The sequence below is a fragment of the Pantoea sp. USHLN298 genome (assembly GCF_037149395.1).
GTDB lineage: Bacteria > Pseudomonadota > Gammaproteobacteria > Enterobacterales > Enterobacteriaceae > Pantoea > Pantoea astica.
Genome location: NZ_JBBCRO010000005.1, coordinates 358,168 through 376,973, shown reverse-complemented (window position 1 = coordinate 376,973; position 18,806 = coordinate 358,168). Strand labels below are relative to the sequence as shown.

Below are 18,806 nucleotides of genomic sequence, written 5' to 3'. Positions count from 1 at the left end.
CACAAAAAACAGCCAGCGGCCGCCTGCTGCCGCGTCAGCCGCGCTTTCTCCTCCTCCCGTCTCCTCCCCCAGCAGGTTGCGCTGCGGCGGAGGATGTTAGCCCCGCCATCGTTGCGCATAGTAAGCCCCGCAACCCGTCTGCCGAGAGCAGACACGAATGAGCAGCTAAGAGGGAAGGGATCATGGCGAGCGTTGTGCTACGCAATGTCACAAAAGCCTGGGGCGATACGGTGGTGTCGAAAGATATCGATCTCACTATTCGTGAAGGGGAATTTGTCGTTTTTGTTGGCCCATCAGGCTGTGGCAAATCAACACTGCTGCGCATGATTGCCGGACTGGAAACCATCACCAGCGGGGAGCTGCTGATTGGTGACCGCCGCATGAATGAGGTGCCGCCAGCCGAGCGTGGTATCGGCATGGTGTTTCAATCCTATGCGCTCTATCCGCACCTGTCGGTGGCGGAAAACATGTCTTTTGGCCTGAAGCTGGCCGGGGTGAAAAAAGCGGAAATTCATCAGCGGGTGAATCAGGTGGCGGAGATTCTGCAACTGGCCCATCTGCTGGACCGTCGCCCTAAAGCGTTATCCGGCGGGCAGCGTCAGCGCGTGGCGATTGGCCGGACGCTGGTGGCGGAACCGCGGGTTTTCCTGCTGGATGAGCCGCTCTCCAACCTCGATGCGGCGCTGCGCGTTCAGATGCGAATTGAGATCTCGCGTCTGCATAAGCGCCTGAAGCGCACCATGATTTACGTTACGCACGATCAGATCGAAGCGATGACGCTGGCCGATAAGATTGTGGTGCTTGATGCCGGGCGCATCGCGCAGGTGGGCAAGCCGCTGGAGCTCTATCACTATCCCGCCAATCGCTTCGTTGCCGGCTTTATCGGTTCACCGAAAATGAATTTCCTGCCGGTCAAAGTGACCGCCACCGCCATCGATCAGGTGCAGGTCCGGCTGCCAAATCAGCAACTGGTCTGGCTGCCGGTCGACAGCGCAGGCGTGCAGATCGGCAGCAACATGTCACTGGGCATCCGCCCTGAACATCTGCTCTCCAGCGATATCGCTGACGTCACCCTTGAAGGTGAAGTGCAGGTGGTGGAGCAACTGGGACATGAAACCCAGATCCACATCCAGATTCCCGCCATTCGTCAAAACCTGGTCTACCGCCAGGATGACGTCGTGCTGGTAAAAGAGGGCGCCATCCTCGGTATCGGCCTGCCGCCCGAGCGCTGTCACCTGTTCCGCGAGGACGGGAGCGCCTGTCGCAGACTGTATCAGGAGCCGGGTGTATAGCCCTGCCAAAACAATAAAAGCAATGACCTCAGGAGATAGAAAATGTTAACTCTGCGCAAACTTCCCCTCGCCGTTGCCGTCGCGGTGGGAACCCTCTCCGCCCCGACGATGGCGGTTGATTTTACCGGGTACGCCCGTTCCGGCATCGGCTGGACCGGCAGCGGTGGTGAACAGCAATGTTTTCAGGCCACCGGTGCTCAAAGTAAATACCGTCTGGGTAACGAATGCGAAACCTACGCCGAATTAAAATTAGGTCAGGAAGTGTGGAAAGAGGGCGATAAGAGCTTCTATTTCGACACCAACGTGGCCTACTCCGTGGCGCAGCAGAATGACTGGGAAGCGACCTCACCGGCCTTCCGTGAAGCCAACGTGAAGGGAAAAAACCTGATCGAGGCGCTGCCCGGTTCCACCATCTGGGCCGGTAAGCGTTTCTATCAGCGTCATGACGTTCACATGATCGACTTCTACTACTGGGATATCTCCGGTCCGGGTGCCGGTCTGGAAGATGTGGATCTCGGTTTCGGTAAGCTGTCATTCGCCGCGACCCGCTCGTCTGAAGCGGGCGGCTCTTACACCTTCTCCAGCGATCGTATCCGTGACTTCGCCACCAGCACCGCCAACGACGTGTTCGACGTGCGTCTGGCCGGGCTGGAAACCAACACCAACGGCGTGCTGGAACTGGGGGTCGACTACGGTCGTGCCAACGCCCGTGACGACTACCGTCTGGAAGATGGCGCCTCGAAAGATGGCTGGATGTTCACGGCTGAACATACCCAGAGCATGCTGAAGGGCTACAACAAATTTGTGTTGCAGTATGCCACCGATGCGCTGACCTCGCAGGGCAAAGGCGTGCCGCAGGGTACCAGTCTCAACAACAACGGCGACATGTATCGCATCCTCGACCACGGCGCAATCTCGCTGGCGGAACGCTGGGATCTGATGTACGTGGCGATGTATCAGAATATCGATCTGGATAATAACCGCGGCACCGAGTGGTACACCGTCGGCGTGCGCCCGATGTACAAATGGACGCCGATCATGAGCACCCTGCTGGAGCTGGGCTACGACAACGTGAAGTCGCAGCAGGCTAACGAGCGCAACGGCCAGTATAAAGTGACGCTGGCGCAGCAGTGGCAGGCCGGTGACAGCATCTGGTCCCGTCCGGCGCTGCGCGTGTTCGCGACCTACGCCAAATGGGATGAGAAGTGGGGCTACAGCAAAGACAGTTCCGGCGATCTCACCACCTTCGCCTCTGCAGACAGTACCGGTAACGGCATCCTGACTAACAGCCGTGGCGATAACGACGAGATTACCTTCGGTGCGCAGATGGAAATCTGGTGGTAAGCCGACGCTCTCCAGCACAGGCGCGGTTGCGCGCCTGACAGAACTTTTGGGTCACGGTGCGCCATTGCCTGGTTCGCGTCGTGGCCTGCAATAAGGTAGGCATAATGAAAATGAAAAAACTGGCTGCACTCTGCCTGAGCGCGGCGTTACTGACCGGACATGCTCTTCCCGCCCTGGCGGATGTCAATCTGGTGCCGCAGGATCTCTCGTCCGCACCGGTGGTGGCGCCCGAAACGCTGCAACGCCTGAGCTGGCAACCGCTGGCTGCCTCTCAGACCCAGACTATCCAGCTGGCGAACAGCGGACAGTCGCTGAATGCCCCGCACATCGCCGGATCGGTGGCGGCCTTTAGTCTGCCAGCCAACATCGGTGAACTGACGGTGACGCTGAGCAGCGAAGTGGCGAACAATCAGGTTTTCGCCCCGAACGTGCTGGTGCTGGATGAAAATATGCGGCCCGCCGCCTGGTTCCCGAGCCGCTACTTCACCTACCAGAAACCGGGCGTGATGGCGGCGGACCGGCTGGAAGGGGTGATGAAACTGATGCCAGCGCTGGGCCAGCAAAAAATTTACCTGCTGGTGTTTACCACCGAACAGGATCTGACACAGACCACCACGCTGCTTGATCCGGCCAAGGCTTACGCGCAGGGCACCGGTCACGCGGTGCCGGATATTCCCGATCCGATTGCGCGCCACAGCAGTCAAGGGACGCTGAAGCTGAAGCTGCAGACCAGTTCCGGATCATCAATTCTGGTCGGCCCGCTGTTTGGCTCTTCCGGTCCGGGTCCGGTCACGGTCGGCAACACCGCTCCGGCGGCGGCCTATCGTACTGCGCCTGCAGCGGCCCCCGCACCGGCGGCAAAAGCGGAACCGATCATGAGTGACACTGAAAGTTACTTTAATCAGAAGATTAAACAGGCAGTGGATAGCGGCAATATCGATAAGGCGCTGAAGCTGCTGGATGAAGCCGAGCGGCTGGGATCAACTTCCGCCCGGCAGACCTTTATCAGTAGTGTTAAAGGCAAGGGGTGAAGCGGCCCCGACAATACTGATGTTGTCCCACCTGGTGCGCTGCGGCGCACCTTTTTTATGCGGCAGAAATCCCCTGTCTGAGGAGTCTTTCAGCTGTTATCCCGGGTGACTACTCTGCCCGTTTTTTCGATACTCCCAGCCGATTAAGCGTTGGACCAGCGCTTAATAATGGATAGTCTCGTACTGCCGAAGACAGATCATAATCCTTGTGTTGTACCTTTGTTATGTACATTTCCGAAAAGTATTGATGGGGGGTTTATGCGCACCTATACCACAACTCAGGCCCGGCAAAATATTGCTGAGGTTATGGAAAAAGCTACCGCTGGTGAGCCGGTTGAGATCACCCGGCGTGATGGTTCTTCTGCCGTGCTGATTAGCCGCAATGACTTTAATGCGTGGCAAGAGGCGAAACTGGATGCTGACTTTGCCACCATCATGGGACGACATGACCGCACCATTAAGGCGCTGGCCGATCGGTGAAATGGGTCAGCGCGCAGAGGTGATAAGCTTCCATAATCGCTTGTTGACCCTGCTGCCGGGCGTCCCAGGCATACCTGATCCCGAAAGGGCAGAAAAGATTATCCATCGGCTACAAATCAGCTTTATTAAATATTTATGCACTGGCCGCACTCTGCCTGGTTGCTATCGCCCGGGGACATATCTTCAATGATGGCAATAAACGAACAGCTTTTTTCGTTGTGATGGTGTTTTTAAACCGTAACGGTATGACTATCCGGGATGAAGATGACGAACTTGAGGAGTTAACCGTCTCGGCCGCAACCGGCGCTGTTACGCCCGATCAGGTTGCCGCTGTTTTACGCCGTTTATCTCTTAACAAGGCTTTTCCGGCGAGCCGTCAGATCACGCAGCAGCGTGTCGGTGGCGGGATCGCTGAACAGCGTTTCCAGCGTGGCGCTGAGCTTGCGTCGCCAGTTCGGATACTCGTCGCTGGTGCCGGGAATATTGACTGGTGCCGCCATATCCAGCCAGTCCTCCGGTTGCAGACCCAGCAACGCACTGTGGCTGTCCGCCAGATAACGCTGCATCGCCCGGTTCAGCGCTTTGCTCATCTGGGTACGACGGGCATCGCGTCCGGCACGTTTGGGCAGCGCGCCGACCCGATGCAGGCTGTTGAGCAACGCCTGCTTCGCCCGCAACCGATCCTGATATAACCCCGCCAGCACCACTTTGTCAGGATAGAGGCCGAGCTTCTCCCCAAGAGTAAGATCGTCGCTTTGCCACCAGCCGCGCAGCGTTGGTAAATCGTGGGTGGTGGCGACGGCCATCGCCTGACGCGGCCACTCGGCCGGCGGACGAAAACCCTGCGCGGAGGCCTGCTCAAAATAGAGCACCTTGTAGGAGTAAACCCCGCCGTCGCGCAGCTTATCGACAATTTCTGCCGGAACGGTACCAAGATCTTCACCGATCACCATGCAGCGGTGACGCTGACTTTCCAGCGCCAGGATCGCCAGTAAATCATCGATTGGATAGTGGACATAAGCGCCGTTGGCGGCGCCCTGACCGGCTGGGATCCACCACAGACGCAGTAACGCCATCACATGATCGATACGCAACGCGCCGCAGTCGCGCATATTGGCGCGCAGCAGGGCAATCCAAGGCTGCCAGGCGCGCTGCTGCATCACCTGCGGGTCCATTGGCGGCAGGCCCCAGTCCTGGCCGCGCGGGCCCAGTATATCGGGTGGTGCGCCGACGCTGGCATCGAGGCAATAGAGATGGCGTTCGCTCCAGGTTTCAGCCCCGCCTTGCGCCACTCCGACAGCCAGATCGCGATAGAGTCCAATCGGCATCTGCTGCTGCTGACTGCACTGCCAGCAGGCGGCAAACTGCTCTGCGGCCAGCCACTGCAGCCACAGCCAGAAACGCACCTGATCGCCTTGCTGGTGCAGAAACTGCTGCACTGCCGGACTGTCGGGTTGCTGTAACGCCTCTGGCCACACCGGCCAGCCCCAGCGCTGGCTATCCTGCGCCATCTGGTCGGCATGCAGCGCATCAAACAGCGCCTGATGTAACAGACTTTCGCCGCCTTGCTGAATAAAGGCGTTAAACGCCCGCACGCCGGTATCATCGGCCTCACGCTGCATAAACTGCGGCCAGGCTAAGCGAAGCGCAGCCATTTTTAGCCGGGTAACGGCCGGATAATCCACCCACTCAGCCGAACGTGCCTGTTCCAGCGCCTGCTGCGTTGCAGCCTGCTGCCACCACGCCTGTGCCGCTGGTGAACGCTGAAAATCCGCCACCGCGCTCACATCGATGTAAATCACATTCAGCCAGCGGCGGGACGAGGGACTGTAAGGGCTGGCGCTGTCGGGTGAAGCCGGGAACAGCGCATGGATCGGGTTCAGACCGATAAACGCGCCACCGCGTGCCGCCACCTCCGGCAGCATCCGGCGTAAATCACCGAAATCACCGATGCCCCAGTTCTCTGCCGAACGCAGCGTGTAAAGCTGGACGCAGGCGCCCCATAAAGCGTGACCGGCTACCAGCGCCGGCGGCTCATAGCAGCGTGCCGGTGCGATAATCAGCTGGCAGGTCCACTGCTGATGCCCCTGCTGCAACGTCAGCTGATGATAACCTTCAGCCAGCGGTGGCAGCGACAGCGACTGCGCAGGCTGGCAGCGACCCGCGGTGATCTCACCCGTCTCGCGGGTGAGCTGCCAGTGCGCTTCCGTGCTGAGCTGCGGCGAGAGGCGCAGCCTCTCGCCACTGCGAAAAATTACCACTGGCGGCAGCGGCGTGGTCGCCGGTCGCGGCGGCTGCATCACCGCCAGCAAACGCTGGCGGGTGTCGGCCGGGATCGCCTGCGGCTGGCCGTGGGCATTAATATACTCGGCGGCAATACCTGCCTGAGAAAACGGGTCCAGTACCTGTTCGGTTTTCATGGCGTTCCTTAGCGCGTGGCTTGCCAGATACGCTGCTGATAGTCGCGGATGGCACGATCGGAACTGAACATGCCGCAACGCGCGGTATTCAGGATGGTGGCGCGTGTCCAGCCATCCTGATCGCTCCACAGCGCTTCCACCTGCGCCTGCGCATCGAGGTAGGGCTGGAAATCGGCCAGCACCAGATAGGGATCGCCGCCTTCCGGGCCGAGGCTATGCAGCATAGCGTCAAACGCCGAACAGTCGCCCTGACTGAAGGTGCCATCTTCCAGCGCCTGCAGCACCTGATTGAGCTGATGATCTTTCTTACGCCACTGCGCCGGGGCATAGCCGTCGGCCTTTAACGCCACCACCTGATCGACGGTGTGACCGAAGATAAAGATGTTCTCGCTGCCAACCTGTTCGGCGATTTCAACGTTAGCGCCATCCAGCGTACCGATGGTCAGCGCGCCGTTGAGCGCCAGCTTCATGTTGCCGGTGCCGGAGGCTTCCTTACCGGCGGTGGAGATCTGCTCGGAGAGATCGGCCGCCGGAATCAGCCGCTCGGCCACCGAAACGTTGTAGTCAGGCACAAACACCACTTTCAGACGGTTGCCGACCCGCGGGTCCTGGTTGATGGTTTCCGCGACTTTGTTGATGGCATAAATGATGTTCTTCGCCAGCGCATAACCCGGTGCCGCTTTGGCCCCGAACAGCACCACGCGCGGTACCCGATTGGCCTGCGGATCGGTGACCAGCGTTTGCCACAGCGCAATAATATGCAGCAGGCTCAGATGCTGACGTTTGTACTCATGCAGGCGTTTAATCTGCACGTCGAACAGCGCCTCAGGATCGATCTCGATCCCGGTACGCGCCGCGACCCATTTCGCCAGCGCTACTTTGTTCTGCTGTTTGATGGCGCGATATTCCGCACGGAACGTTGCATCGTCGGCAAACGCCTCCAGTCCCTGCAGCGCATCAAGATCGTTCAGCCAGGGTTTTTGCAGCGTTTTGTCGATTAACGCGCTCAGCGCCGGGTTGCACTGATTGATCCAGCGACGCGGCGTGATGCCGTTAGTGACGTTATGGAATTTTTCCGGCCACAGCTGGTGATACTCCGGAAACAGATCCTGCACCACCAGTTTCGAGTGCAGTGCCGCCACGCCGTTCACCGCAAAACCGCTGGTGACGCACAGGTTCGCCATGCGTAGCTGGTTGTTATGCACCAGCGCCAGCTTCGCCCATTTCGCCTCATCGCCCGGCCAGCGTGCCTCAACCTGCGTTTTCAACTGGGCGTTGAGGGTGTTGATGATCATCATGTGGCGCGGCAGCAGGCTGCGCACCAGACGCACATCCCAGCACTCCAGCGCTTCCGGCATCAGGGTGTGATTGGTGTAAGCAAAGGTCTGTTGGGTAATCTGCCAGGCGCGATCCCAGCTCATCTGATGTTCATCCAGCAGCAGGCGCATCAGCTCGGGGATCGCCAGCGTCGGGTGCGTGTCGTTGAGCTGGATCACTTCATGATCGGCCAGAGTGTCAATGCGGCGACCGGCCTGATGATGGCGGCGCAGGATATCTGCCAGCGCACAGGCGCACTGGAAATATTGCTGCATCAGACGCAGTTTTTTGCCGTTCTGATGATTGTCATTCGGGTAGAGCACTTTAGTCAGTTTTTCAGCGTCGATTCCCTGCTGTTCAGCGCGCAGGAAATCACCGTCGTTAAAGCGGTTAAGATTGAACGGCTGCGCATGTTTCGCCTGCCACAGGCGCAACGGCTGGCTGATGCCGTTCTGGTATCCCACCACCGGCAGATCCCAGGCTTCGCCCTGCAGCACGAAGGCCGGTTGCCAGTGCGGGCGTCCGTCAACGGGTGTGACTTTGCCGCCCAGGCCCACTTCGACATTCAGCGCCGCATTATGGTTAAACCACGGATAGCGATCGCGCTGCCAGTCATCGGGGGTTTCATGTTGTGCGCCATCTTCGAAACGCTGGCGGAACAAACCGTACTGGTAGTTCAGCCCGTAGCCGATGGCGGGTTGTCCCACCGTTGCCATCGAGTCGAGAAAACAGGCGGCCAGGCGTCCGAGGCCGCCGTTACCCAGCGCCGGATCGGTTTCGTTTTCCAGCACCTCAGTCAGTGAGATATCCCACGTCGCCAGCGCCTCGTTTACCGCGTTATACCAGCCGAGATTCAGCAGGTTGTTGCCGGTCAGCCGGCCAATCAGAAATTCCATCGACAGGTAATTGACGTGGCGCAGCGAGCTATCCGCCGCAACCGCAGGCTGAGCCGCCAGCAGATCGGCCAGCGCGCCGCTCAGCGCCTGCCACCACTGGGCGTGAGTCATTTCACGCGCATCGCGCAAGCCAAACCGTTGCCACTGACGCGTCAGGGCAGCAGTAAAATGTTCAGGGTTAAATTCGGGCTGTGTCATGGTTAGTGTCCTGTCAGAACAGTAATGGTCAATGTGGCATCAGTGTGCCCGTGCGACAGGAAAGGCTCCTCCTCCTGAAGCGAATTAGACCAGGAGGATAGGGAGGGTGGAGAGGCTGAGGCTAATCTGAAAGCGCGCCGAGAGTGTGATTGCGCGCGCTTTTGTAAAGTTTACTTAATGGGTTTACTTGCATTCACCAGGCGAATGGCTGAACGTGTGTAAGGAATAATTACGAAGCGTAAAATAATGATGCGCTCGACGTGAATGGAGAAACGTGCGCCCATGTTAATACCCTCTAAACTCAGCCGCCCGGTTCGCCTTGAAGGCACCGTCATCCGTGAAAGATTGCTGCAAAAGCTGACCGCTGCCGGTAATTACCGACTGGTGCTGATCACTAGTCCGGCGGGCTACGGCAAAACCACGCTGGTGTCGCAGTGGGCGGCGGGCAAAAATCATCTTGGCTGGTATTCCTTAGATGAGGGTGATAATCAGCCGGAGCGGTTCGCCGACTACCTGATCGCGGCGCTGCAACAGGCCAGCAACGGCGGCTGTCCGCGCAGCGAGTTACTGGCGCAGAAGCGGCAATACGTAAATCTCAACGCCCTGTTTTCTCAGTTATTTATTGAGCTGGTGGAGTGGCAGCAGCCGCTGTGGCTGATCGTAGATGACTACCATTTGATCACCAATCCGGTTATTCACGACGCGATGCGTTTTTTCCTGCGTCACCAGCCTGAAAATCTGACGCTAATCCTGCTGTCCCGCAACCTGCCACAGCTCGGCATCGCGAACCTGCGGGTGCGTGAACAGCTGATTGAACTCGGCAGCCAGCAACTGGCCTTTACCCATCAGGAAGCGCGGCAGTTTTTCGACTGCCGGCTGGCTGCACCGCTGGAAAGCGAGGAGAGCGGCAAACTGTGTGATGACGTTGCGGGCTGGGCCACCGCGCTGCAATTAATCGTGCTGTCGGCACGCCAGGGTGCCAGTGCGGCGCAGGATTCGGCGCGCCGCCTTTCCGGCATTAACGCCAGCCATCTCTCTGATTATCTGGTGGAAGAGGTGCTGGATAATGTTGACCTGCCAACCCGTCACTTTTTACTGAAAACCGCGCTGCTGCGCTCAATGAATGATGAGCTGATCGCCGGTGTCACCCGCGAAGAAAACGGCCAGATGCGGCTGGAAGAGATTGAGCGCCAGGGGCTGTTTTTGCAGCGCATGGACGATTCCGGCTGCTGGTTCAGCTACCATCCGCTGTTTGGTAATTTTCTGCGCCAGCGCTGTCAGTGGGAGCTGGCGGCGGAGCTGCCGGCACTGCATCGCGCCGCAGCGGAAAGCTGGATGGCGCAGGGCTTTCCTGGCGAGGCGATCCATCATGCGCTGGCCTCCGGCGATGCCAGTATGCTGCGTGATGTGCTGCTGAAGCACGCCTGGACGCTGTTTAATCAGAGCGAGCTGCCGCTGCTGGAGAACTCTCTGAAAGCGCTGCCGTGGGAGATGATGCTGGAAAACCCGATGCTGGTGCTGCTGCAGGCGTGGCTGATGCAGAGTCAGCATCGCTTTTCTGAAGTGGACAGTCTGCTGGCCCGTTTTGAACAGGCCAGCCGCTGCGAGATCGATGATGCGCTGCGTGGCGAATTTAATGCGCTACGTGCTCAGGTGGCGATCAACGATGGCAACACCGATGAAGCCGAGCGCCTGGCAAAAGTGGCGCTCGATACTTTACCTGCCAGCCGCCACTACAGCCGCATCGTGGCTACCTCGGTACACGGTGAGGTGATGCACTGCAAAGGTGATTTAGACAACTCTCTCAGCCTGATGCGTCAGACTGAACAGATGGCGCGCCGCGATGAGGCGTGGCATTACGCGCTGTGGAGCCTGATTCAGCAGAGTGAAATTTTGTTTGCTCAGGGCTTTTTGCAGGCGGCTTACGAAATTCAGAGTCGGGCCTTTGTGCTGGTCGACGAGCAGCATCTGGCGCAGTTTCCGCTGCATGAGTTTCTGCTGCGGATTCGCGCTCAGCTGCTGTGGGCGTGGGGACGACTGGAGGAGGCAGAGCAGGCGGCACGCGAAGGCATTAAGGTGCTGACCGGCTATCAGCCGCAACAGCAGATCCAGTGTCTGGGGCTGCTGGTGCAGTGCTCGCTGGCGCGTGGCAATTTAGATAACGCCCGCAGCTATCTCAACCGGCTGGAGAACCTGCTGAATAACGGCAACTGGCACAGTGACTGGATCGCTAATGCCGATAAAGTGCGGGTGATCTACTGGCAGATGACCGGCGACAGCGAAAGCGCCAGCAACTGGATGCGACAAACGCCGAAACCGGCTTTTGCCAATAACCATTTCCTGCAGGGACAGTGGCGCAACATCGCCCGGGCGCAGATTTTACTGGGTGATGTCAGCCAGGCGGAAGTGGTGCTGGAGGAGCTGAATGAAAATGCCCGCGCTCTGCGGCTGATGAGTGATTTGAACCGTAACCTGCTGCTGCTTAACCAGATTTACTGGCAAACCGATCGCAAAGCCGACGCCCAGCGCACGCTGATCGAAGCGTTAAAACTGGCGCGCAGCACCGGCTTTATCAGTCATTTTGTGATTGAAGGCGAGATGATGGCTCAGCAACTGCGTCAGCTGATTCAGCTGAATACCCTGAATGAGCTGGATAACCATCGCGCCCGACGCATTCTGCTGGAGATCAACAAATATCACCGTCACAAGTTCGCCCATTTTGATGAAGGCTTTGTCAGCCGGTTGCTTAACCATCCTGACGTGCCGGAACTGATCCGTACCAGTCCGCTGACGCAGCGTGAATGGCAGGTGCTGGGGTTAATCTACTCCGGCTACAGCAACGACCAGATTGCCGGTGAACTGGCGGTAGCATCCACTACCATCAAAACCCACATCCGTAACCTCTATCAGAAGCTGGGCGTGTCGCATCGGTCAGAAGCGATGAATCAGGTGCAGTCACTGCTGAAAATGATGGGTTACGTCTGACGGTGGGTGTCGCTATTCGGGCGGGCATCAGCCCGCTCATACCGAAGTGAATCTGCAGCAAAACCTTGATGCCCAGGCCCGCCTGATAGCGATATCTGTTATCAAACGGCAATGGTTGTATCAACTTCCGGGGGCGGGAGATCGGCCCCCGGTCAGCTCATTGGGTTTTGCAGACTGCTGTTGGCCTGGCGTCCACTTTCCCGGTCAGGCGGATGCCAGGACGCATCCAGCGATCAGGCAAAACGTGCAGGTATCGACGTCGCCGCGGAGATCGCACCAGAGAGGTAACGGGTACCATGTCTGCAACATATGCTTAACTTATCTTAATCCTCGACCCAACGCCGCATCAGGTTTGACTGCGTTTTTGCCAGCAGATCCATCTCTGGCGTTTTTCCCAACTGTTCGAAGAGTCGGTGGCGGGCAGTGTCCAGATCGAAAAGTATTTCGCGCTGCGCGGCATCGCGTATATAACTGCGAACCCAGGTGACAGCCGCTAACCGCTCGCCAGACACCACCGGTGCTACACGGTGCAAAGACGTCGTGGGATAGGTGACGGCATAACCCGCCGCGAGTTTAATTCCCTGCTCACCGGCTGCGGACTCTATTATCAATTCACCGCCTTCATATTGATCAGGATCTGAAAGGAAAACGGTGACTGAAACGTCAGTACGCATTCCTCTCATGATCGAATTATCAACATGGGTTCCATATTCCATGCCTTTTTCGTAACGGCTGAACATCGGGGGAACAATATTTTTTGCCCGGGTTGCCATCCGGAACAGATCATTACCCATCAGGCGATCTTTAATAAGTTTCTGCATCTCTGCCAATTGCGGATCGGTACGGGAAACTTGTTCGTTCCTTTTTACCGGTCGCGCCTCACGTCCAGCGGTAACGCGACCATCGACATAATTAACATGACGCATTTTCTCGCTAAGCAGGCTCACTTCACCTGAACTCAGTAAATCGGCTATTATGACCAACATGTTATAATCCTTTTTCGAGACAAATCCTTAGGGATGATGATGATAACACTGAAGGGAGATCAAAGAGTATGCGTATGAAATTATGGATTGGCGTGGGTATTTTTGTCATGGCTCAATCGGGACAGGTTGCTTTTGCCGCTGTTCAGGATAGCCGAACCGAAACTCTGCCGATAAATTATCAGAGTGGCGAACACGAAGGCGGCGAGTACGAAGGCGGTGAGCACGAAGGCGGCGAGTACGAAGGCGGTGAGCACGAAGGTGGCGAGTACGAAGGTGGCGAGTACGAAGGCGGCGAGCATGAAGGTGGCGAGCACGAAGGCGGCGAGCATGAAGGTGGCGAGCATGAAGGCGGCGAGCACGAAGGCTAATGTTTACGAGCTCAGACCTGGTCTGACAGTGACCTGTTATTTATACTGACCGCCCCGTTTCCTGGGGCGTTATTAAACCCGTTACTCACGCTGCCAGAGGATTGACAGCGTGAGTAGCAGTCCTGTTTGACTATGGATTTTTTTATAACGTCGGTTTATCCACGCTTTAATTTCCTGCCCATCCAGACTTGCCCGGACATAAGTTCATTCTCTGTTTCCCCTGTTTATTATCAGTAGTGGCTGGTTAACAGGACATTCTTCGTTCGTCTCTGCATACAGTGAAAGTGAAATCGTGAGTCTGCCATTATCACGCTTCACTTAATGGGTTCTTTCAAAATGTTGTCATATTTATTAACTTACAATACCAAATCTGCTGACTTTAATTATCATAAAAGACTAATGTGAAGCATTAGGGTGTTAATTAACTCAAGATCACCTCATCTGTAATGGCTTTCAGCCCTGGTCATAAGAATTAAGCGAAGAAGGGTGTGAATGACAAACCTGGCACACTGGCTGTAATGCCTGCCAGTTAAGGTTAAATTTACAAAGGCTGTCACGGTCAAATGTGGCCGCTTTTTTTCTGGGCGGGCGTGCCGCCGCAGTGCGGGCCTGAGCACCTCTGCTGCGCGAGGATCGCCAGCCCCTGCGCGGCCCCATACTGCGTTATCAGCGGTCGCTTTACTGACCAGCATCAGGCACACAGGCAGTCGATGCCCGCTAAGAAAATAGCCTGCGCAGTTCAGCGCATAGGGAATGCATGAATAGCGTTATGTCCTGATGCTTATGTGAAGGCCGGTTCTACTATCATCTGTCCACAGCGCTACGGGAAATCATGTTGCGCAAGTTCCAGGCGAGCAAAATCGGCGTTGAGCAGAGTACAAACGTTAACCCACTCGCACATCAGGTGGTCAGACGCGCTTTACCGATCTGAATGTTGCAGATTAAAGCGGGGCATCAGTTTCAAGTGCAGCAAGGATTGCGTCCTCCATTTTCTCCGGGGTCGAGATCGGTGCAAACCGCCTGAGCGGTTGACCGTTGCGTCCAATCAGGAATTTAGTGAAGTTCCACTTGATCCGCCCGCCCAGCACGCCGGGCAATGCCTCTTTCAGATAACGAAACAGCGGATGCGCTGCGGCACCGTTGACCTCCACTTTCCCGAACATCGGGAAGCTCACACCGTAGTTGACGTGGCAGGTCTGCGCGATCTCGTCCGCTCCACCGGGTTCCTGCTTACCGAACTGGTTGCAGGGAAACCCAAGCACTACCAGACCTCGATCCGCGTATTTCTTATAAAGCGTCTCCAGACCGGCATATTGTGGCGTGAATCCACACTGGCTGGCGGTATTCACCACCAGCACCACCTTGCCAGCGTAGTCGGCCATAGAGATGGGCTGGCCACGCAGGCTGGTGGCAGTAAGCTGATGAAAGGGCGTCATGGTGGCATCCTCAGTGTAAAACCGGTTTAACGCTGGCCTCGCGACGCCGTGCCGGGCTGCATAAACAGACGGCGTGTAGCCTAATAAGCCGGTGCGAAAGAATGACTTCAAACAGTCATTCAGGTGTGGTGCGATCAGTTCACTATTATGGGGGAAAGGTCCGCGTATTGCACAAAGCAGAGATTCTGACTGCGGCTTATTGATCAAAACAGCGCGGGGAGACAGTTTCCTCCCCGCGCTTTAATCCTCTTTACTGTTGCTTGCTGTTACCCAGCACTTTGTGAATCGCTTCGGTGCCGCATTGATCGTCAGACTCCGCGCCGCCGGTGCCTGCCATGCCAACAGCCCCGATCCACTGACCGCGATATTGCACCGGTACGCCGCCGCCAAGCAGCAGCAGATCATTAACCGTGTTCAGGTTGACGCTTTCCGGTGAGGATTGCGCCTTAATGGCAAGTTGTCTGGTCGGGGTTTTGGTGGAGAGCGCGGTAAACGCTTTACGCCAGGCCGCCTGGGTATTGTGAGGCCCCACGTTATCATCCCGCATCAGCGTGACCAGATTTCCGCCACGATCCACCACCGCCACCACACCCTGACGATTCATACTATGGCAGGCAGACAGGGCCTCGGTGGCCAGTTGGTTGCTCAGCGCCTGGGTCATGTCATAAACGGTGGCTGGCTCAGCAGCGAGTGCCACGGCAGGTCCGGTTGTCAGCATCAATGCCAGCAGTAAACGTTTCATCTATTTTCAGCTCCCGCGATAGGTGGAATAACCGTACTGGCTCAGCAGCAACGGAATGTGATAGGGGGTAGTGGTATCGGTGATATGAAATTCCACCGGGATTTCCGGGAAGAAACTCTGCTGTTGGTGTGCCGCGAAATAGTGACCGGTTTTAAAAATCACCCGATAGTCGCCCGCTGCAAACGGCCTGGCTGGCCAAAGGGCATTGATACGGCCCTGCTGATCGGTACTGGCGCTATTCAGCACTTTCCAGCTCTCTCCCTGTTTCTGCTCCAGCATCACCTCAACCTCTGCGGCCGGCAGCCCGGTTTGCTGGTTCAGCACGTGAACGCTCAGCGGATTTTTACTGGCAGCGAAGGTGACTGCGGGAATGGCAAGCAGCGCGGCGAGGGCCAGGGCAGTGAGTCTCTTTTTCATTTTTTAATACTCCGGTGTTAATCACCCGGTTGTTATACCCGCACGGTGCTTCCTTCTGCCTGTCAGGAAGATGACCATATTGTCATCTGGCGCTGAAACGCTGGGGCGGTCATAAATTTCATGGCAAACTGCGCCGATGAAACTATTACTGATCGAAGATAATCAGAAGGCCAGCGCCTGGGTGCGAAAGGGGCTGGAGGAAGCGGGCTATATCGTGGATTACGCCGCAGACGGGCGGGATGGCCTGCACCTGGGGCTGTCGTATCCTTATAGCCTGGTGATACTGGATATTATGCTACCAGGCATGGACGGGTGGCAGGTGCTGAAAACCCTGCGTACCGCCAGTCAAATTCCGGTTATCTGCCTGACCGCCAGAGATTCCGTCGAGGACCGGGTAAAAGGGCTGGAACTGGGTGCCAATGATTACCTGGTCAAGCCATTTTCATTTGCTGAGCTGCTGGCTCGGGTAAGGAATCAGCTTCGGCAGCAGCAACCGCACAGTAGCGTGCTGCGGGTAGGCGATCTGGTTATGGACTCCGCCCGTTTTCAGGTTATACGTGACGGTGTCACTCTGACGCTGACGCGCAAAGAGTTTATGCTGTTATGGCTGCTCGCCAGCCGTCACGGTGAGATTCTGCCGCGCACGCTGCTGGCCAGCGAGATCTGGGGCGTTAATTTTGACAGTGAAACCAACATCGTCGATGTCGCTATCCGTCGCCTGCGGCGTAAAGTTGACGATCCCTTTCCTCAGAAGCTGATTACCACGGTAAGGGGCATGGGATACTGCCTGTCAGAGAAGGCGGTCGACGGTGTATAGCCCTTCTCTGACGCTGCGGCTGACGGTGATTTTTACGCTGATCATGGCGATGGCCTGCGGCGGCATCAGCCTGATCCTCTATAACGCCTTACGCAGCGAATTAGTCTGGCGCGACGATCAAACGCTGATTAACCGGGCGGCGCAGTTAAGGCAGTTGCTGGAAGATGGCGCCCATCCCAGTTCGCTGCCGCTCTACTTCAATCGGATGGTCGATGTTCGTCAGGACATTCTCAGTATTCGATCGCAGCATGAACAGAACGTCAGCATTAATCATACCGGCGTGACGTTGCCTGTGCTCTCTCCGACGCCGGTCGACAGCCCGCCCAATGCGAAACAACTGCACCGCTGGACCAGTGCGGACAATACCGAAGCGTCGGCGTTAAGCCTGCAGGCAAACTCATCGCTCGGGCCGGTCACCATTACGCTTGCGCGGGTCGCGCGGGAGCGAGCGCTGATGCTGGAGCGTTATCGCCAGCAAAGTATTCTGGTTTCCCTGGCGGCCATTTTGCTGTGCGCCGCCGTCAGCCCGCTGCTGATTCGCAGAGGGCTGCGGGCGATAGGGCGGTTAAGTCAGATCGTGGCAGAAACGGCCAGCGACCGGTTAAATCAGCCGGTGCCGCTTCAGGCGATCCCGCAGGAGCTGCTGCCGATTGGCAACGCGCTTAATGCAATGCGCCAGCGCTTATCGACGGACTTTATCCGTCTGACTCAGTTTGCCGACGATCTGGCTCACGAAATCCGCACGCCGATTAATGTGTTGCTCGGCCAGAATCAGGTCGCGCTGGGGCATCAACGGTCCGCCGCTGAATACCAGACGCTGCTTGAAGGCAACATTGAAGAGCTGGAAAGCCTGTCGCGGCTGACTGAAAACATTCTTTTTCTGGCGCGTGCGACGCACCACAATATCAGACTCAATAAACAGGACTTCCCGCTGCATGATGCGCTGGAAGCGCTGATCGACTTTCTTGAACCGGTTGCGGAAGAGCAGGAGAAGGTTATTGAGCTCAACGCCACGGGGAATCTCAGCGCGGATAAAATGCTGTTCCAGCGTGCAATCAGTAACCTGCTGATCAACGCCATACGCTACTCGCCGGAGAAAGGCGTGATTCGGGTCAGTACGTCCCATCAGACTGGCTACGTTGAGATTGAGGTATCGAACGTCGGTGACGAGCTTGCGGAGCCAGAAAAGTTATTCGAAAGATTCTGGCGCGGCGATAACGTCCGTCACACCGCCGGCAGCGGGCTGGGACTCTCATTAGTGCGCGCAATCGCCGCCTTACACGGCGGCACGGCTTACTACCGGCACGAGCAGGGAGCCAATATTTTTGGCCTTCGCCTGCCTTCCTGACCAACAGCGTCTGCGTATAGCCCCCAGTTCGAAACGAAGAATCGGTGGCGCTGTCAGCGCATCAGGGCAGCGGGCCGGGCTGTGAAATCAAGGTGATGCCCGGCGCTGACATCAGGTGCGCCGGGATACCTTCAGCCCTTTTTCAGCCCAGACGCCGGACCTGGTGAGTTGAGGGCGTTGCCCTGCGATGAGGTCCGCAAAGTACCTTAAAGGCCAGCCCCTTCAACCAGCACGAAAGTTCCGGTTGCGGCACCTGCGCGTAATAACCGGGCTGCCTGATAACCCGGGCTTTGGTAAAAACGCCTGGCTTCGGCAAAAGAAGCGAACTCAAAAACCACATGTCGTTCATGAGACTCTCCTTCCAGATTTTCATACTGCCCGGACCAGGCAATGATCTTTGGATCAAAGTCCTGCATGGCTTCACCGGCAGCGCGGGCATATTCGGCATAGGCAACCGGGTCCGACACCGTGACGTGTGCAATTAAATAACCTTTATTCATTTCTCTTTCTCCTGGGTCAGAATTGTTTCAGGCAGGTGTGAGCCTGCACAGAAACAGGGGGACAGACGGTAAACAGAGTGCTGAATCAGAAGTCTGGAAGATTCAGGGTAAGCTGACGACTGCGTTTTTACCGGGCATCCCTGGTCAGTGCATTTGCGGTTGGATGCGCTGTCGCGCGTGATGGCTGACCGCCGGGTTAATCAGCCAGGCGGGATGCGCGGTGTGAAAA

General features: G+C 57.1%; 15 protein-coding genes and 1 pseudogene. 9 read left to right on the top strand and 7 right to left on the bottom strand.

Going from position 1 to position 18,806, the window contains the following annotated elements; translation table 11 throughout:
• Positions 1-182: 182 nt before the first annotated feature.
• The 5 genes and pseudogenes from malK to WFK59_RS15215 all read left to right on the top strand — a co-directional run.
• Complete coding sequence (malK, locus tag WFK59_RS15235; protein WP_336756233.1) at positions 183-1,292, top strand: maltose/maltodextrin ABC transporter ATP-binding protein MalK; 1,110 nt, start codon at positions 183-185, stop codon at positions 1,290-1,292.
• Positions 1,293-1,334: 42 nt separating this feature from the next.
• Complete coding sequence (locus tag WFK59_RS15230; protein WP_233988667.1) at positions 1,335-2,636, top strand: maltoporin; 1,302 nt, start codon at positions 1,335-1,337, stop codon at positions 2,634-2,636.
• Between the two features lie 104 nt (positions 2,637-2,740).
• Positions 2,741-3,667, top strand: coding sequence for a maltose operon protein MalM (gene malM / locus WFK59_RS15225; protein WP_336756231.1), 927 nt, complete (start codon positions 2,741-2,743; stop codon positions 3,665-3,667).
• A 258-nt stretch (positions 3,668-3,925) separates the two neighbouring features.
• Positions 3,926-4,147 (top strand): type II toxin-antitoxin system Phd/YefM family antitoxin, encoded by a 222-nt coding sequence (locus WFK59_RS15220; protein ID WP_233988669.1) that lies wholly within the window; start codon positions 3,926-3,928, stop codon positions 4,145-4,147.
• Positions 4,144-4,488: pseudogene (locus WFK59_RS15215) on the top strand (type II toxin-antitoxin system death-on-curing family toxin); the annotation flags it as partial. The gene WFK59_RS15220 and the pseudogene WFK59_RS15215, both read left to right, overlap by 4 nt.
• A 3-nt stretch (positions 4,489-4,491) precedes the next feature.
• Here the strand turns inward: WFK59_RS15215 and malQ are convergent.
• Together malQ and malP are read right to left on the bottom strand one after the other, a co-directional pair.
• Complete coding sequence (malQ, locus tag WFK59_RS15210) at positions 4,492-6,567, bottom strand: 4-alpha-glucanotransferase (protein WP_336756229.1); 2,076 nt, start codon at positions 6,565-6,567, stop codon at positions 4,492-4,494.
• Positions 6,568-6,575: 8 nt separating this feature from the next.
• Positions 6,576-8,978 (bottom strand): maltodextrin phosphorylase, encoded by a 2,403-nt coding sequence (gene malP, locus WFK59_RS15205; RefSeq protein ID WP_233988673.1) that lies wholly within the window; start codon positions 8,976-8,978, stop codon positions 6,576-6,578.
• A gap of 282 nt (positions 8,979-9,260) precedes the next feature.
• Between malP and malT the strand changes: the two genes are divergently transcribed.
• Positions 9,261-11,963 (top strand): HTH-type transcriptional regulator MalT, encoded by a 2,703-nt coding sequence (gene malT / locus WFK59_RS15200; protein ID WP_233988674.1) that lies wholly within the window; start codon positions 9,261-9,263, stop codon positions 11,961-11,963.
• Between the two features lie 323 nt (positions 11,964-12,286).
• On the opposite strand, the gene WFK59_RS15195 is transcribed toward malT, so the two are convergent.
• Positions 12,287-12,949 carry a Fe2+-dependent dioxygenase gene (locus WFK59_RS15195; RefSeq protein WP_233988675.1) on the bottom strand — a complete coding sequence of 221 codons (663 nt, stop codon included), beginning with the start codon at positions 12,947-12,949 and terminating at the stop codon, positions 12,287-12,289.
• A gap of 68 nt (positions 12,950-13,017) precedes the next feature.
• On the opposite strand from WFK59_RS15195, the gene WFK59_RS15190 reads away from it, so the two are divergent.
• A complete protein-coding gene (locus tag WFK59_RS15190; RefSeq protein ID WP_336756227.1) occupies positions 13,018-13,317 on the top strand; it encodes a hypothetical protein in 300 nt (99 codons plus the stop codon).
• Positions 13,318-14,258: 941 nt separating this feature from the next.
• Here WFK59_RS15190 and WFK59_RS15185 read toward each other — a convergent pair.
• From WFK59_RS15185 to uraH, 3 genes are all read right to left on the bottom strand, one after another.
• Entirely contained in the window at positions 14,259-14,753 is a 495-nt protein-coding gene (locus WFK59_RS15185) for a glutathione peroxidase (RefSeq protein WP_233988677.1), read from the bottom strand.
• Positions 14,754-15,003: 250 nt separating this feature from the next.
• The gene (locus WFK59_RS15180; protein ID WP_233988678.1) at positions 15,004-15,495 is read right to left on the bottom strand and encodes a GlcG/HbpS family heme-binding protein; all 492 of its coding nucleotides are present in this window, start codon (positions 15,493-15,495) and stop codon (positions 15,004-15,006) included.
• Between the two features lie 6 nt (positions 15,496-15,501).
• Positions 15,502-15,912, bottom strand: a complete 411-nt coding sequence (gene uraH, locus WFK59_RS15175; RefSeq protein ID WP_336756225.1) for a hydroxyisourate hydrolase — start codon at positions 15,910-15,912, stop codon at positions 15,502-15,504.
• 136 nt (positions 15,913-16,048) lie between these two features.
• Between uraH and hprR the strand changes: the two genes are divergently transcribed.
• Positions 16,049-16,729 (top strand): response regulator transcription factor HprR, encoded by a 681-nt coding sequence (gene hprR / locus WFK59_RS15170; RefSeq protein ID WP_336756224.1) that lies wholly within the window; start codon positions 16,049-16,051, stop codon positions 16,727-16,729.
• Positions 16,722-18,077, top strand: a complete 1,356-nt coding sequence (locus WFK59_RS15165; RefSeq protein WP_233988681.1) for a heavy metal sensor histidine kinase — start codon at positions 16,722-16,724, stop codon at positions 18,075-18,077. The genes hprR and WFK59_RS15165 overlap by 8 nt, the downstream gene beginning before the upstream one ends.
• 206 nt (positions 18,078-18,283) lie before the next feature.
• Here the strand turns inward: WFK59_RS15165 and WFK59_RS15160 are convergent, their stop codons facing one another.
• Complete coding sequence (locus WFK59_RS15160; RefSeq protein WP_233988682.1) at positions 18,284-18,577, bottom strand: DUF1330 domain-containing protein; 294 nt, start codon at positions 18,575-18,577, stop codon at positions 18,284-18,286.
• Positions 18,578-18,806 lie beyond the last annotated feature (229 nt).